The organism is Bradyrhizobium frederickii, assembly GCF_004570865.1.
In the GTDB taxonomy this organism is placed as follows: domain Bacteria; phylum Pseudomonadota; class Alphaproteobacteria; order Rhizobiales; family Xanthobacteraceae; genus Bradyrhizobium; species Bradyrhizobium frederickii.
In genome coordinates, this window is the sequence record NZ_SPQS01000003.1 from 199,807 (window position 1) to 215,026 (window position 15,220).

At 63.1% G+C, this 15,220-nt stretch carries 13 protein-coding genes and 1 pseudogene; 5 read left to right on the top strand and 9 right to left on the bottom strand.

What is annotated here, in order from left to right; translation table 11 throughout:
• The first annotated feature begins 178 nt into the window (after positions 1 to 178).
• Genes E4K64_RS06425 through E4K64_RS06435 form a run of 3 tightly spaced genes read left to right on the top strand, consistent with a single transcriptional unit; the run spans position 179 to position 4,965 of the window.
• Positions 179 to 2,122, top strand: a complete 1,944-nt coding sequence (locus tag E4K64_RS06425; protein ID WP_135162703.1) for a PrkA family serine protein kinase — start codon at positions 179 to 181, stop codon at positions 2,120 to 2,122.
• 30 nt (positions 2,123 to 2,152) lie between these two features.
• Positions 2,153 to 3,430, top strand: a complete 1,278-nt coding sequence (locus tag E4K64_RS06430) for a YeaH/YhbH family protein (protein ID WP_209311948.1) — start codon at positions 2,153 to 2,155, stop codon at positions 3,428 to 3,430.
• On the top strand, positions 3,427 to 4,965 hold the full coding sequence (locus tag E4K64_RS06435; protein ID WP_135162706.1) for a SpoVR family protein: 1,539 nt from the start codon (positions 3,427 to 3,429) through the stop codon (positions 4,963 to 4,965). Before E4K64_RS06430 ends, E4K64_RS06435 begins: the two co-directional genes overlap by 4 nt.
• A 236-nt stretch (positions 4,966 to 5,201) precedes the next feature.
• On the opposite strand, the gene E4K64_RS06440 is transcribed toward E4K64_RS06435, so the two are convergent.
• From E4K64_RS06440 to E4K64_RS06465, 6 genes and pseudogenes are all read right to left on the bottom strand, one after another.
• Positions 5,202 to 5,642, bottom strand: a complete 441-nt coding sequence (locus E4K64_RS06440) for a DUF1801 domain-containing protein (RefSeq protein ID WP_135162708.1) — start codon at positions 5,640 to 5,642, stop codon at positions 5,202 to 5,204.
• A gap of 9 nt (positions 5,643 to 5,651) precedes the next feature.
• A complete protein-coding gene (locus E4K64_RS06445; RefSeq protein ID WP_167771843.1) occupies positions 5,652 to 5,855 on the bottom strand; it encodes a hypothetical protein in 204 nt (67 codons plus the stop codon).
• A gap of 45 nt (positions 5,856 to 5,900) precedes the next feature.
• A complete protein-coding gene (locus tag E4K64_RS06450) occupies positions 5,901 to 6,332 on the bottom strand; it encodes an SRPBCC family protein (protein ID WP_126255143.1) in 432 nt (143 codons plus the stop codon).
• Positions 6,329 to 6,652: an ArsR/SmtB family transcription factor gene (locus tag E4K64_RS06455; RefSeq protein ID WP_135162710.1), complete on the bottom strand. Its 324-nt coding sequence runs from the start codon at positions 6,650 to 6,652 to the stop codon at positions 6,329 to 6,331. Before E4K64_RS06455 ends, E4K64_RS06450 begins: the two co-directional genes overlap by 4 nt.
• A gap of 205 nt (positions 6,653 to 6,857) precedes the next feature.
• Positions 6,858 to 7,307 (bottom strand): DsrE family protein, encoded by a 450-nt coding sequence (locus tag E4K64_RS06460; RefSeq protein WP_135162712.1) that lies wholly within the window; start codon positions 7,305 to 7,307, stop codon positions 6,858 to 6,860.
• Positions 7,308 to 7,347: 40 nt separating this feature from the next.
• Positions 7,348 to 7,968, bottom strand: a pseudogene (locus E4K64_RS06465) (hypothetical protein).
• A 331-nt stretch (positions 7,969 to 8,299) separates the two neighbouring features.
• Between E4K64_RS06465 and E4K64_RS06470 the strand changes: the two are divergent.
• Both E4K64_RS06470 and E4K64_RS06475 read left to right on the top strand, forming a co-directional pair.
• Positions 8,300 to 9,814 (top strand): SUMF1/EgtB/PvdO family nonheme iron enzyme, encoded by a 1,515-nt coding sequence (locus E4K64_RS06470; protein ID WP_135162713.1) that lies wholly within the window; start codon positions 8,300 to 8,302, stop codon positions 9,812 to 9,814.
• Positions 9,815 to 9,831: 17 nt separating this feature from the next.
• Positions 9,832 to 10,281 (top strand): DUF4399 domain-containing protein, encoded by a 450-nt coding sequence (locus E4K64_RS06475; protein WP_135162715.1) that lies wholly within the window; start codon positions 9,832 to 9,834, stop codon positions 10,279 to 10,281.
• Here the strand turns inward: E4K64_RS06475 and E4K64_RS06480 are convergent, their stop codons facing one another.
• The 3 genes from E4K64_RS06480 to E4K64_RS06490 form a co-directional block, all read right to left on the bottom strand.
• Entirely contained in the window at positions 10,282 to 11,337 is a 1,056-nt protein-coding gene (locus E4K64_RS06480; RefSeq protein WP_135162716.1) for a 2-oxoacid:ferredoxin oxidoreductase subunit beta, read from the bottom strand.
• Between the two features lie 130 nt (positions 11,338 to 11,467).
• Positions 11,468 to 13,315 carry a 2-oxoacid:acceptor oxidoreductase subunit alpha gene (locus E4K64_RS06485; RefSeq protein WP_167771844.1) on the bottom strand — a complete coding sequence of 616 codons (1,848 nt, stop codon included), beginning with the start codon at positions 13,313 to 13,315 and terminating at the stop codon, positions 11,468 to 11,470.
• Positions 13,285 to 15,084, bottom strand: a complete 1,800-nt coding sequence (locus E4K64_RS06490; protein WP_135162720.1) for an FAD-dependent oxidoreductase — start codon at positions 15,082 to 15,084, stop codon at positions 13,285 to 13,287. Before E4K64_RS06490 ends, E4K64_RS06485 begins: the two co-directional genes overlap by 31 nt.
• Positions 15,085 to 15,220: the final 136 nt, after the last annotated feature.

The window sequence follows — 15,220 nt, forward strand, 5'->3', positions numbered from 1 at the left end:
AAATTACGGGCAGGTGCCTGTTCGTAACTCAATGAGTGCCTACGTTGTGCGTTGCGTCGTGTCGGCACCCGGGTGTCCAATGATCGTCATGTGCTCACGCTGATTCGAAATGGCCTGAGGAACGGTCCGGTAACTGCTTTCGTTTCAGCTTGTAGCGGAACTCACGCGGAGAGGGATCATGTACAACGATTCTCTATTCAACGCTTTCGCTCGGTCGTTCGAGGCGAGAAGCCAGCACGACATGTCGATGGCGGAATATCTGGAATCGTGTCGAAGCGATCCCATGAAATACGCGAACGCGGCCGAACGACTGCTAGCAGCGATCGGTGAACCTCAGACGATTGACACGGCCAAGGACCCACGCCTTGGCCGTATTTTTTTGAACCGCACGATCCGGACCTATCCGGCCTTCGCCGGGTTCTACGGCATGGAAGAAACCATCGAGCGCATCGTTGGTTTCTTCCGTCATGCGGCGCAGGGCCTCGAAGAGCGCAAGCAGATCCTCTACCTGCTCGGGCCGGTCGGCGGCGGCAAGTCTTCGCTCGCCGAGCGGCTGAAGTCGCTGATGGAAGTGCATCCGATCTACGTGCTCAAGGCCGGCGACGAACTCTCCCCGGTGTTCGAGAGCCCGCTCAGCCTGTTCGATCCCGAACAGCTCGGCCCGATGCTGGAAGAGAAATACGGCATTCCGCGCCGGCGTCTCACCGGCTTGATGAGCCCATGGTGCTACAAGCGGCTGGAAGCCTTCGGCGGCGACATTTCCCAGTTCCGGGTCGCGAAGATCCAGCCGTCGCGGCTGCGTCAGATCGGCATCGCCAAGACTGAGCCGGGTGACGAGAACAACCAGGACATCTCCTCGCTGGTCGGCAAGGTCGACATCCGCAAGCTCGAGACCTACGCCCAGAACGATCCCGACGCCTACAGCTATTCCGGCGGCCTCAACCGCGCCAACCAGGGCGTGCTCGAGTTCGTCGAGATGTTCAAGGCGCCGATCAAGATGCTGCACCCGCTCCTGACCGCGACGCAGGAGGGCAATTACATCGGCACCGAGAATATCGGCGCGATCCCGTTCACCGGCGTGATCCTGGCGCATTCCAACGAAGCCGAGTGGGCGAGCTTCAAGGCGAACAAGAACAACGAAGCCTTCATCGACCGCATCTGCGTGATCAAGGTGCCGTACTGCCTGCGCGTCACCGAAGAGCAGAAGATCTACGAGAAGCTGATCCAGGGCTCCGAGCTCGCCGCGGCGCCCTGCGCGCCGTCGACGCTGGAGACACTGGCGCGGTTCTCGGTGATGTCGCGCCTGCGCAAGCACGAGAATTCCACCCTGTTCGGCAAGATGCGGGTCTACGACGGCGAGAGCCTGAAGGAATCCGACCCGAAGGCGCGCAGCGTCCAGGAATATCGCGACGCCGCGGGCGTCGACGAGGGCATGGACGGTGTTTCCACCCGCTTCGCCTTCAAGATCCTGGCTGCGACCTTCAACCACGATCCGCAGGAGGTTGCAGCCGACGCCGTGCATCTGATGTACGCGCTGGAGCAGGCGATCCGCAGGGAGCAGCTGCCGGAGGAAGTCGAGAAGCGCTATCTCGAATTCATCAAGGCGGATCTCGCGCCGCGTTATGCCGAGTTCATCGGCAACGAGATCCAGAAGGCCTATCTGGAATCCTACTCGGATTACGGCCAGAACCTGTTCGATCGCTACGTCGACTATGCCGACGCCTGGATCGAGGACCAGGACTTCAAGGATCCCGACACCGGCCAGCTGCTCGATCGCGAGCTTTTGAACCAGGAGCTGACGAAAATCGAGAAGCCGGCGGGCATCGCCAACCCCAAGGACTTCCGCAACGAGGTCGTCAAATTCTCGTTACGGTCGCGGGCCCAGAATGGTGGCAAAAATCCGGCCTGGACCTCCTACGAGAAGATTCGCGACGTGATCGAAAAGAGGATATTCTCGCAAGTCGAGGACCTGCTTCCGGTCATCTCCTTCGGGTCGAAGAAGGACGGCGAGACGGAGAAGAAGCACGGCGAGTTCGTCGCACGCATGGTGGAGCGTGGCTACACCGAGCGTCAGGTTCGCCGGCTCGTCGAATGGTACATGCGCGTGAAGCAGGCCGGTTGAGGCGGATGGGAGGCGAATGGTAAAGTGCCCATTCACATTATTGACAGGCGCCTGAATCCAGGCGGCAAGAGTCTTGAGAACCGCCAGCGGTTCTTGCGTCGGGCCAAATCCCTGGTGCAGGGCGCCGTCAAGAAGACCTCGCAGGAGCGCGACATCAAGGACGTCCTGGAGGGGGGCGAGGTCACGATCCCCCTCGACGGCATGCACGAGCCGCGCTTCCGCCGCGAAGGCGGCACGCGCGACATGGTGCTGCCCGGCAACAAGAAGTTTATCGAGGGCGATTATCTGCAGCGCTCCGGCCAGGGCAGCGCCAAGGATTCCGGCCCGGGCGAGGGCGACAGCGAGGACGCGTTCCGCTTCGTGCTCTCCCGCGACGAATTCGTCGATCTGTTCCTGGACGATCTCGAGCTGCCCGATCTTGCCAAGCGCAAGATCGCGCAGACCGAGAGCGAGGGCATCCAGCGTGCCGGCTACACCACGTCGGGCTCGCCCGCCAACATCTCGGTGAGCCGGACGGTGAAGCTCGCGCTGGCCCGCCGCATCGCGCTCAAGCGTCCCCGCAAGGACGAGATCGAAGAGCTGGAAGCTGCGATCGCGGCCTGCACCGACGAGGACGAGCGTGAGGTGCTGCTCGCCCAGCTCGAGAAGCTCAAGGCGAAATCCAAGCGCATTCCCTTCATCGATCCGATCGACATCCGCTACCGCCGCTTCGAGACGGTGCCGCGGCCGGTGGCGCAGGCGGTGATGTTCTGCCTGATGGACGTCTCGGGCTCGATGTCCGAGCACATGAAGGATCTCGCCAAGCGCTTCTACATGCTGCTCTACGTGTTCCTGAAGCGCCGCTACAAGCACGTCGAGATCGTCTTCATCCGCCACACCGACCGTGCCGAGGAGGTCGACGAGCAGACCTTCTTCTACGGCCCGGCCTCGGGCGGCACGCTGGTTTCCAGCGCCCTGCAGGCGATGCACGAGATCGTGCGCGAGCGCTTCAACCCGGCGGACTGGAATATCTACGCCGCGCAAGCCTCCGACGGCGACAATTCCTATTCCGACGGCGAGCTCACCGGCATGCTGCTGACCGACAAGATCCTGCCGGTCTGCCAGTTCTTTGCCTATCTCGAGGTCGGGGAGTCCGGCGGCAGCGCCTTCGATCTCTCCGATTCCTCGCTCTGGAGCCTCTATGAGCGCCTGCGCAACAGCGGCGCACCGCTCTCGATGCGCAAGGTCTCGGAGCGCAGCGAGATCTTTCCGGTGTTCCACGATCTGTTTCAGCGCCGCGAAACTTCCCAGGAGAAGGCCGCTCCATGACGGAACGATTGTTCGAAGGCGCGGATTGGGATTTCCACACCTTGCAGCGCATCACCGATGCCTGCGAGGAGGTGGCGCTGAAGGATCTTGGGCTCGACGTCTATCCGAACCAGATCGAGGTGATCACCGCCGAGCAGATGCTGGACGCCTATTCGTCGGTCGGCATGCCCTTGTTCTACAAGCACTGGTCGTTCGGCAAGCATTTCGCCTTCCACGAGGCGTCCTATCGCAAGGGCCTGATGGGGCTTGCCTACGAGATCGTGATCAACTCCTCGCCCTGCATCTCCTATCTGATGGAGGAGAACACGGCGACGATGCAGACCCTGGTGATCGCGCATGCCGCCTTCGGCCACAACCACTTCTTCAAGAACAATTATCTGTTCAAGCAGTGGACCGACGCCGACGGCATCCTGGACTATCTCGACTTCGCCAAGAACTACGTCATGCAATGCGAGGAGCGTTACGGCCGCACCGAGGTCGAGCGCACCCTGGATGCTGCGCACGCGCTGATGTCGCACGGCATCGACCGCTATCCCGGCAAGAAGAAGCTCGACCTGCGCGCCGAGGAGAAACGTGCCGGGCGACGCCGTCAGCACGAGGAAGAGGTCTTCAACGATCTCTGGCGCACCGTGCCGGCCGGCAAGAGCAAGACCCGCTCTGCGCTCAGCATCGAGCGCCGCCGCAAGCTGCTCGGCCTGCCGCAGGAGAATTTGCTCTACTTCCTGGAGAAGAGCGCGCCGCGCCTAGCGCCGTGGCAGCGCGAGCTGCTCCGCATCGTCCGCCACATCGCGCAATATTTCTATCCGCAGAGCCAGACCAAGGTGATGAACGAGGGGACGGCGACCTACGTCCATTATCGCATCATGACCCAGCTGCACCAGCAGGGTCGCATCACCGACGGCAATTTCCTCGAATTCCTGGGCTCGCACACCAATGTGGTGTTCCAGCCCGAGTTCGACGATCCGCGCTTCTCCGGCTTCAACCCTTACGCGCTCGGCTTTGCCGTGATGCAGGACATCGAGCGTATCGTCACCAGGCCGGAGGACGAGGACCGCGAATGGTTCCCCGACATCGCCGGCAAGAACGACGTGATGGGCGTGCTGCGCGACGTCTGGGCCAACTACCGCGATGAGAGCTTCATCGCGCAGTTCCTGAGCCCGAAATTGATGCGGCACTTCCGCATGTTCCACCTGCACGACGATCCCGAGGAGCGCGCCGGCATCAGGGTCGACGCCATCCACGACGAGCGCGGCTTCCGCCGCGTCCGCCGCGAGCTGGCACGGCAGCATGATGTCGGCTACATCGACGCCAATATCGAGGTGGTCGACGTCGATCTCTCAGGCGACCGCCGCCTGATCCTGCATCACCACGTCATCAAGGGCTCGCAGCTCAACGAGACCGACGCCAAACGGGTGCTGCAGCACCTCGCCGATCTCTGGACTTACGACGTCGCGCTGATCGAGGTCGATGCCAACGACAAGGTCCTGCGCGAATACGTCGTGAGCCCGCGCCCGATCGCCGCCGCGGTGGCGTGAGGGAATTTTCCTCTGAGGTGAAACTCGACTAGCGCTCCGACGACGGTGCGTTCCCTCCCCCCTTGTGGGGGAGGGCTAGGGAGAGGGGTAGCCCAGCAAAAGGTGCCGGTTGCTGACGATGCGCCGGGAGGCGGTGCCGACAGACAGAATCCCCGTGTGGCCCCCCCTCCCTGACCCTCCCCCACAAGGGGGGAGGGAACGGAGAGAGGCGTCGGTGTGGCGAGACGCCGGCACTTCTATCCCGGTCGCTTCGCCGCCTTCTTCGCCTTGCTCGCATTCAGCTCCACCGCCGCGCGGATCAGCGCCTTCAACGCCTTCTCGTTGATCTTCTCGCCTTCGCGAATGTCGATCGCGCGCCGCACGTTGCCGTCGAGGCTGGAATTGAACAGGCCTGAGGGGTCATCGAGTGCCGCGCCCTTGGCAAAGGTCAGCTTCACCACTTCCTTGTAGGTCTCGCCGGTGCAGATGATGCCGTCGTGCTCCCACACGGGAACGCCGCGCCATTTCCACGCTTCCACGACGTCGGGGTCGGCTTCCCTCATCAGTGCGCGGATCCGCTTCAGCATGTCCCCGCGCCAGTCGCCGAGCTCCTTGATCCTGCTGTCGATCAGCTTGGAGGGCGAGGCTTCATTCGCTTCCGTCGCGCCAACCTTCTTTGCGGTCACGGGCTTCTTCATCCTCTTGCCTCAGGCGTTGCTGCGGTTGAGATAGGGCAGCGCGAACAGATACAGCCCCGTCGCGAGCAGCGGAATCAGCGGCACGAGCGCCAGGACGCCGATCCACACGGCCTGGAGCTGCATGATCATGGCGACGATGTTGGCGATGACGGCAAGCGTGAACGCCATCGACAGCCAACGATGAATTTGCCGAATCCACATCTGCGTGCTCATTGGGTCCTCTCTTGCGAATGTCTGGAAATAGACGCGGCGGACGAACTAGTCTCCTCGCGCCAGCACCTCGTCCAGTTTTGCCAAGAACTGCTTCCAGCCGGCATGCGCGCCGCCGAAGGCCTGCTTCTGCGTCGGGCTGAATCCCGCCTGCTCGACGCGCAGATGCGTGCCCGCGCTGGTCGGCGTCAGCGTGAAGGTCACGACGCTTCTGAGGTCGAAGGCGGCGTCCTCATGCGAGAAATTCCAGGTATAGGCGAGCGTCTTCTGCGGCTCGATGGTGAGCACCTCGCAGTCCAGCACGCCGCCCCATTCGCCGCGCAGATTGAAGCGATGGCCGACGATCGGCTTGAAGTCGTTCTTCATCAGCCATTCCTCGATCAGGTGCGGCTGCGTCAGCGCGCGCCAGAGCCGCTCGGCGGGAAAGGCAAATTCGCGCTCGACGATCACGGAGCGTGTTTCCGTCGCCGGTTCAGTCATTGGTCCATCCTCTTCAGGAGATCGTCGAGCGCGTCGAGCCGCCGCTGCCAGAACGACGACATCTGGCTGGTCCAGTCGATCAGCGGATTGAGCGCGCCGGGCTGCGCGCTGTAATGGGTCTGGCGTCCCTCATGGCGGTCGCGCACGAGACCAGCCTGCTTCAGCGCGCCGAGATGCTTCGAGACCGCCGGCTGCGAAACGCCGGATCGCACCGTCAGCGCCCCGACTGTCTGCTCGCCCTCGCGGCACAGCCGCTCGAAGATCGCCCGCCTCGTGGGGTCGGCGAGCGTCCTGAACAGCATATCGGGGGCGGGGGACATGGAGATCCATAACCGGGAAGTTATGGGTTTATTCATAACCGCAGAGTTATAGGTAAGTCAAGCGGGCATCAAAGGACGTGGGAAGCGGCGCGCGCACCCTCCGCCGTCATTGCGAGCGCAGCGAAACAATCCAGACTGCCTTCGCGGAGATGGCTTCGCTGCGCTCGCAATGACGGCGGAGAAGGTGTGCCTCCAGCAGCTACCGCTACGGCCGCAGATACAAGTACCCCTGCGACTGCAGCTCGGCCAGCCTGACCACGCCGCCCTTTTCCGCACTGACGAAACCCGGCAGCAGCTCCTTCAGCGTGACGTTCTGTGCCTTCATCGTGTTGCCGCAAGCGGCGAGCTCGACGCCGTCCTTGGAGAATTCGCCGATCCGCTTGCTGAGATCGAGGTTGGCTTGCGCCGCGTGGAATGCCTTCAGCGCCGGTCCGTGGATCACCAGCGCGATCGTGACATGTTCGGGGCCGCCGACCCCGTCGATGTGGTTCTGGATGCTGCCGAGCACGAAATTGACCTTCTCGGCGTCGCTGAGGTGATAAGCCACCTTGAGCTTGCTCGACGGCGTCGCCTCGCTCGCAGCTTTCGCGCTGGAGGCACCGAGCGCCGCACCCAGAGCCGAGATGGCGCTCCACAACATGTTCCGGCGGTTCATGGCGATCTCCCCCGACTAGCCTCTATACGCAGGACGCATATCACTTGTGGCGCAGTGCCGCGAGTTCCTTGCGGTCGGTCACCAGCGAAGCGCATTCGCTGGTATCGGTGCGATCGAGCCGGAAAATCCTGTCGTCGGCGCCGCCGACGAGCGATCGCTCGGCATCGTCGTCCGGCTTGTTGTTCTGCCAGACCCTGACGCGTTCGAGCCGCACGATCGCCGACCTGTCGTCCTTCGAGAGTGCAACGCCGATGCCGCCGCCCTCGCAGTCGACGCCGCACCCCAGGCGGACTTCGTTGCCGCTCTTGGTGAACACAGCGTGGTTGCACGAACCGCTCGAGTCGAAGTCGCCGGAGCGATGCCGATACCTGAAGCCGAGCCGGAAGGAGTTGTGCAACTCCTTGTCCTCCTTGTCCAGTTCCGCCGAGATCAGCAGCTTCATCGAGGCGACCTTCTGCTTCGGATGCCGCGCAAGATGGTCGGCATCCTAGCGGCGGACGAAGCAGGCATAGGCCTTGTCGCCGGGGGTGCCCGCATACATGCGCGCATTGAAGGCCTCGGCTTCAGCCTTGCTGGCCTCGCGGATGTCGTCGCCCTCCTCGGCCTGGGCCGCGCCGATGAATGCGGCAAGGGCAAGCGGAACAATAAGAGCAAGCTTCATGATCGCACCGGGCGCTTGGCGGCAAAGGCCCGCCCCGGCAGGGCGGCGCAGGCCTGCCATTAGTCGCGGCGCCAGCGCATGGCGTTCAAGCCTTCGGCACGGTCACCCCTGCGACTATCCCGGTACGACTTGGGGGCCGTCGTCTCACGCCGGGCCTTAGTCATTGATGGGATTAAGAAGGTTCAACTGGTGCACTCCTTGATTCCTCCGGAACTCGATGTCGGCGATGGCGGCGACATTGTCTCGGTTCGTCAATGTGGTAGCGTTCACAGACGACCGCCTTTGGCAGTCGTAAGCTGGGACTGCCTTGTAAGCTTGTGGAGTCCCCCGCATGGGCGAAATTCGCAACTTCAAATCCGGCAATCAGGATGAGCCGCCGTCACACGGCCCCATGCCTCGCCGTCTCGCCGCGATCATTGTCGGTGACATCGCTTCCTACAGCCGCATCATGCAAGCGGACGAGGAGGGAACGCATGTCCGCGTCAAGCGGATCGAGCGCGATATCATCCAGCCCAGCATCATCGAGCACCATGGAAGTCTGGTGAAGACGACGGGCGATGGCTTCATCGCTATTTTCGATAGTCCTGTTGAGGCCGTTCGCTGCAGCATCGTGATCCAGCAGAACCTCATCGGCCGCAATGCCTCGCTTCCAAAGCATTCGCGGCTCGAATACCGGATTGGCGTCAATCTCGGCGACGTGATCGTAGAGCCGGACGATATCTACGGCGACGGCGTCAATATCGCCAGCCGTATCGAAGGCATTGCGCAGCCTGGTCAGGTCTTTATCTCAGGCGCGATCTACGAGCAGATCAAGCACAAGGTGGTGTGCGGCTATGAGTCGCTCGGAGACCGCAAAGTCAAGAACATCACCGACCCGGTGCGTGTGTATCGCGTGCTGCCGGATGCAGATGCGGTCGGCAGCACGCGAGGCCGGCGCGAAAATACCCTTATCTTCCTTTTGGCCATCACGCTGCTGATTATCGCGAGCGGCGTGCTCTGGTATTTGCTGGCGCAGCCCGGCAGGATCAACGAGCAGGCCGCCACGCCCACCGCTGCCCCGGCCGCGTCGCCGCAAGAGGCCGCGACGCAGGCGCCACAACCCTCCCCATCATTGGCTTCTGCCCCTCCCTCGCCGTCGCCGTCGCCGGCGCCCAGCCCATCGGCGACGCCGCCTCGCGAACCCGAGATGGTCGCCATTCGCGGCGGAAGCTTCGCGATGGGAAGCAATGACGACCCGACCGAACGGCCTGTCCACCAGGTCGCGATCAAGCCGTTCTCGATCGGAAAATATCCGGTGACGGTGCAGGAGTGGAACGAATGCGCCGCCGCCAGGGCGTGCGGATTCACGGCCACCGGCAAGGACGATGCTCCCGTCAGCAATGTGAGCTGGGCCGATGCGCAACAATATGCCGCCTGGCTCGCGCAGACGACGAAGAAGCCTTACCGCCTTCCGAGCGAAGCCGAATGGGAATATGCGGCGCGCGGAGGAACGCAGACCAAATACTGGTGGGGCGACAAGCTCCAGCCGGGCATGGCCGGGTGCAAGGATTGCGGTGATCTTGCGGCCGAGCAGCCGGCCAAGGTCGGCAGCTTCAGGCCCAATCCATTCGGGCTTTATGACATGGGCGGCGGCATCGATCAGTGGGTCGAGGACTGCTGGCATAAGACCTATCAGGGCGCGCCGGGTGACGGCTCGGCATGGAGCAGCGGCGACTGCAGCTCTCACGTCCTGCGCTCGGGTTCCTGGAAGAACGATTCGAGATATGTGCGGCCGTCAAACCGCGATGGTTACGACACCAATGTCCGTTACCCCACACATGGATTCCGTGTCGCACTCAGTCCGTAAGTGCTGGAGTAAGTTTGATGAAGATCATTGCCGGTGTCGCGCTGGTAGTCGCGATCGCATTGCTACCGGGCTCGGCCTGTTCGCAGGGCAAGGCTGCGCCCAAGGACGCCAAGCTCTATTTCATCACGCCGCATGACGGGCAGAAGGTTCGCGGTGGGTTCTGGGTCCGGTTCGGCCTGCGTAACATGGGCGTGACGCATGCTGGCGACGACTACCAGAACGCCGGCCATCATCATCTGCTGGTCGACGTCAACGACCCCATCGATCCCAAGGAGCCGATCCCGCAAGACAAGTCGCACCTGCATTTCGGCGCAGGGCAGACCGAAACCATGCTTGAGCTTGCGCCGGGCACGCACACGCTCCAGCTGGTGCTCGGCGATGCCAAGCACTATCCGTTTGAACCGCCGATCGTGTCGGAGAAGATTACGATCCGCGTCAGGTCGTCGGCTTCAGCGCGGAGCAAATGATCACCGCAGGCTGGCGTTGATCTTGTCCAGCACGGCCGAGCCCGGGCACAGCGTATCCGCTTCCAGCGTGTTGAGCGGCGTCTCGACCGTGTTGAGGTGCTCGTGCAGGTCTTCCGCCTCGGGGTCGACGTACAGTAGCCCGGTGACGATCTGTCCCCTGGCGGCGTGCCTTGCCAGGAAGGTCTGGGCTCCCAGCCGGTCGTGCGGATCGTAATCCGCGTCGATCTTGCGCAGCGCGACCTTGCTGCCGTCGTGCTGCTCGACCACCTGCACCGTGCCGGGGGCGTAATCGACCGCGATCGGATCGCGGCCGACCAGCACGTCGAGACGGTTCACCGCGTCGTTGTGCTCGCGGACATAATCGAAACTCTTGGTCGAGCCGGCGTGGTTGTTGAAGGCGATGCAGGGGCTGATGACGTCGATGAAGGACGCGCCCTTGTGGCGGATCGCGGCCGCGATCAGCGGCACCAGCTGGGTCTTGTCGCCGGAGAACGAGCGGGCGACGAAAGTTGCCCCTAACTGCAGCGCGATGGCGACGAGGTCGATGGCGTTGTCGGTGTTGGTGACGCCCTTCTTGCTCTTCGAGCCGCGATCGGCGGTCGCGGAGAACTGGCCCTTGGTCAGGCCGTAGACGCCGTTGTTCTCGACGATATAGGTCATGTTGACGCCGCGCCGGATCGAATGCGCGAACTGGCCGAAGCCGATCGAGGCGGAATCGCCGTCGCCGGAAACGCCGAGATAGATCAGGTCGCGGTTGGCGAGGTTGGCGCCGGTCAGCACTGATGGCATGCGGCCATGCACGGAGTTGAAGCCGTGCGAATTGCCGAGGAAATAGTCCGGCGTCTTCGAGGAGCAGCCGATGCCGGAGATCTTTGCCACCCGGTGCGGCTCGATCGACAGCTCGTAGCACGCCTCGATGATCGAAGCCGTGATCGAATCGTGGCCGCAGCCGGCGCACAGCGTCGAGATCTTGCCCTCGTAGTCGCGGCGGGTGTAGCCGAGCTCGTTCGGCTTCAGCCCGGGATGATGGAATTTCGGTTTTGCGATGTAGGTCATGAGAGCACCTGGAGCTTCCGCAGCGTCATGGCCGGGCTTGTCCCGGCCATCCACGTCTTGGCGGCACGGAAGAAAGGCGTGGATGCCCGCGACAAGCGCGGGCATGACGGAAGAGATCGCAAGGCGCCGGTCATGACACGGCCTTGCGGAGCGGGGTCACCTTGAGGTGATCCTGATGGTCGCCGATGGCTTTGGCGATGAAGCGGGCGGTGATCGGGGTGCCGTCGTAGTGCACGATCGGCACGAGGCGAACGGGATCGATGCCGTTCTCGTTGACGATGAGCTGACGCAGCTGGCTGTCGCGGTTCTGCTCGACCACGTAGACGAAGTCGTGCTCGGCGAGGAAACTCGCCACGCTCGAATGGAACGGGAAGGCGCGAATTCGCAGCCGGTCGAGCTGATGGCCGCGCGCTTCCAACAGGCCGATTGCCTCGTCCATGGCAGGCGAAGTCGAGCCGAAATAGATCACGCCAAATTTGGTCGGCCGTTCCGCATTGGCCTGCAGCGGCCGCGGCACCAGATCCTGCGCGGTCTCGAACTTGCGCATCAGGCGCTGCATGTTGTCGGCGTAGACCGAGCCCTCCTCGGAATAGCGCGCATAGCGGTCGCGCGAGGTGCCGCGGGTGAAATAGGAGCCCTTGGTCGGATGCGTGCCGGGATAGGTGCGATAGGGAATGCCGTCGCCGTCGACGTCGAGGTAGCGGCCGAAGTCGCGGCCTTCTTCCAGCATCTCCGCGGTCATCACTTTGCCGCGGTCATACTGCCTGGCATCGTCCCATTTCAGCGGACGGCAGAGCCGGTGGTTCATGCCGATGTCGAGGTCGAGCATCAGGAAGATCGTGGTCTGCAGCCGCTCGGCGAGATCGAAGGCGGCGGCCGCGAACTCGAACGCCTCGGCCGGGTCTTCCGGGAACAGCAGCACATGCTTGGTGTCGCCATGCGAGGCATAGGCGCAGGCGATGATGTCGCATTGCTGGGTGCGGGTCGGCATGCCCGTCGAGGGGCCGGCACGCTGGATGTTCATGATCACGGCCGGGATCTCGGCAAAATACGAAAGGCCGATGAACTCGGTCATCAGCGAGATGCCGGGACCTGAGGTCGCGGTGAAGGCCCGGGCGCCGTTCCAGGACGCGCCGATCACGATGCCGATCGAGGCCAGCTCGTCCTCGCCCTGCACGATCGCGTATTTCGCCTTGCCGGTCTCAGGATCGTGCCGGTACTTCTTGCAATGCGCGGTGAAGGCCTCCGCCACCGACGAGGACGGCGTGATCGGATACCAGGCGCACACTGTGGCGCCGCCATAGACGGCGCCGAGCGCGGCGGCGCTGTTGCCTTCGATGAAGATGCGGTCGCCGACCTTGTCGGATTTCTTCACGCGAAGCCCGATCGGGCATTTCAGGTTTTGCAGCGCCCAGTCGCGGCCGAGATGCAGCGCGTGGACGTTGGAGGACAAGAGCTTCTCCTTGCCCTTGTACTGCTCGCCGATCAGCTGCTCGACCAGCTTCGGGTCCATGTCGAGCAGGGCCGAGAGCGCGCCCAGGTAGATGATGTTCTTGAACAGCTGGCGCTGGCGCGGATCGGTGTAGGTCGAGTTGGTGATGGCGGTTAAGGGGACGCCGATCACGGTGATGTCGTCGCGGAACTTGGTCGACGGCATCGGCTTGGTCGAATCGTAGAACAGGTAGCCGCCGGGCTCGATCCCGGCGACGTCCTTGTCCCAGGTCTGCGGGTTCATCGCCACCATCATGTCGACGCCGCCGCGGGCGCCGAGATGGCCGGCTTCGGTCACCCGCACCTCGTACCAGGTCGGCAGGCCCTGGATGTTGGAGGGAAAGATGTTGCGCGGGGAGACCGGAACGCCGTGGCGCAGGATCGCGCGCGCGAACATCTCGTTGGCGCTGGCCGAGCCCGAGCCGTTGACGTTGGCGAAGCGGACGACGAAGTCGTTTACGCTGCTGATCGGCTTTTTGTCGGACATGTCGAACCTGCGTGGGTCATCTCGATGTAGTATTTCTGCATGTCCCAGGCGCCGGTGGGACAGCGCTCGGCGCACAGCCCGCAATGCAGGCAGACGTCCTCGTCCTTCACCATCACCCGCCCGGTCTTGAGATCGGAGGAGACGTAGAGGTCCTGGTCGGGATGCAGCGAGGGTGCCTTCAAGCGCTGGCGCAGGTCGCTTTCCTCACCATTGGCGGTGAAGGTGATGCAATCCATCGGGCAGATGTCGACGCACGCATCGCACTCGATGCAGAGGGACGTCGAGAACACGGTCTGCACGTCGCAGTTCAGGCAGCGGTGCGCTTCGCCGAGCGCGAGCTTGACGTCGTAGCCGAGCTCGACCTCGGCGCGGATGTCCTTCAGCGCGATCACCTTGTCGCGATGCGGCACCTTGTAGCGCTTGTCGACAGAGATGTCGTTGTCATAGCTCCATTCGTGGATGCCCATTTTCTGCGACGAGACCTGCACGTCGGGCAGCGGACGCTCGGTAATGTCCTCGCCCGAGAGCATCCTGTGGATCGACAGCGCGGCGTCGTGGCCGTGCGCGACCGCCCAGATGATGTTCTTCGGGCCGAACGCGGCGTCGCCGCCGAAGAACACCTTTGGATTGGTCGAGACGAACGTCTTCGGATCGACCTTGGGCATGTGCCATTTGTCGAACTCGATGCCGCAATCCTGCTCGATCCAGGGGAAGGCGTTCTCCTGGCCGACCGCGACCAGCACGTCGTCGCATGCGATGGTCTGGTCCGGCTCACCCGAGGGCACGAGGTTGCGGCGTCCCTTGGCATCGTACTCGGCCTTCACCTTCTGGAAGGTGATGCCGGTGAGCTTGCCGTTGTCATGGACGAAGGCGACGGGGACCAGGAAATTGAGGATCGGAATGTCCTCGTGGAGCGCATCCTCCTTCTCCCAGGGCGAGGCCTTCATCTCCTCGAACCCGGAGCGGACGACGACCTTGACGTCCTCGCCGCCGAGCCGGCGCGCGGTACGGCAGCAATCCATCGCGGTGTTGCCGCCGCCGAGCACGATGACGCGCTTGCCGATCTTGTCGATATGGCCGAACGAGACCGAGGCCAGCCATTCGATGCCGATGTGGATGTTGGCCGCTGCCTCTTTCCGGCCGGGAATGTCGAGCTCGCGGCCGCGCGGTGCGCCGGAGCCGACGAAGATCGCGTCGTATTTCTCCGCAAGCAGCGCCTTCATGCTCTCGATGCGGTGACCGCCTTTGAATTCGACGCCGAGACCCAGGATGTAGCCGGTCTCCTCGTCGATGACGGAATTGGGCAGGCGGAATTTCGGGATCTGCGTGCGCATCATGCCGCCGGCTTCGGGATCGGCATCGAACACGGTGCAGTGATAGCCGAGCGGCGCCAGATCGCGCGCCACCGTCAGCGAAGCGGGCCCGCCGCCGACCAGCGCAATGCGCTTGCCGTTGTTCGGCGCGGGGCGCGGCAGGCGGTGCTTGATGTCGTCCTTGAAATCGGCGGCGACGCGCTTCAGGCGGCAGATCGCGACCGGATTTTCCTCGACGCGTCCGCGCCGGCATGCCGGCTCGCACGGACGATCGCAGGTGCGTCCCAGGATTCCGGGAAACACGTTCGACTTCCAATTGATCATGTAGGCATCGCTGTAGCGGCCCTGGGCGATCAGTCGGATGTATTCGGGAACCGGGGTGTGCGCAGGACAGGCCCATTGGCAATCGACCACTTTGTGAAAGTAGTCGGGGGCCGCAATATCGGTCGGTTTCATTCCTACCCTGTCCGCGCAGGCTCAAAGACCCGGCGGCCTCTTCTGAGCTTGGCGAACGCTTAACGCGCGTCGATCTGGTTTCTGAATGACGTCATTGGGTTAGCTTATTAGAACCGTTCCCAAGTACAACGGCAAA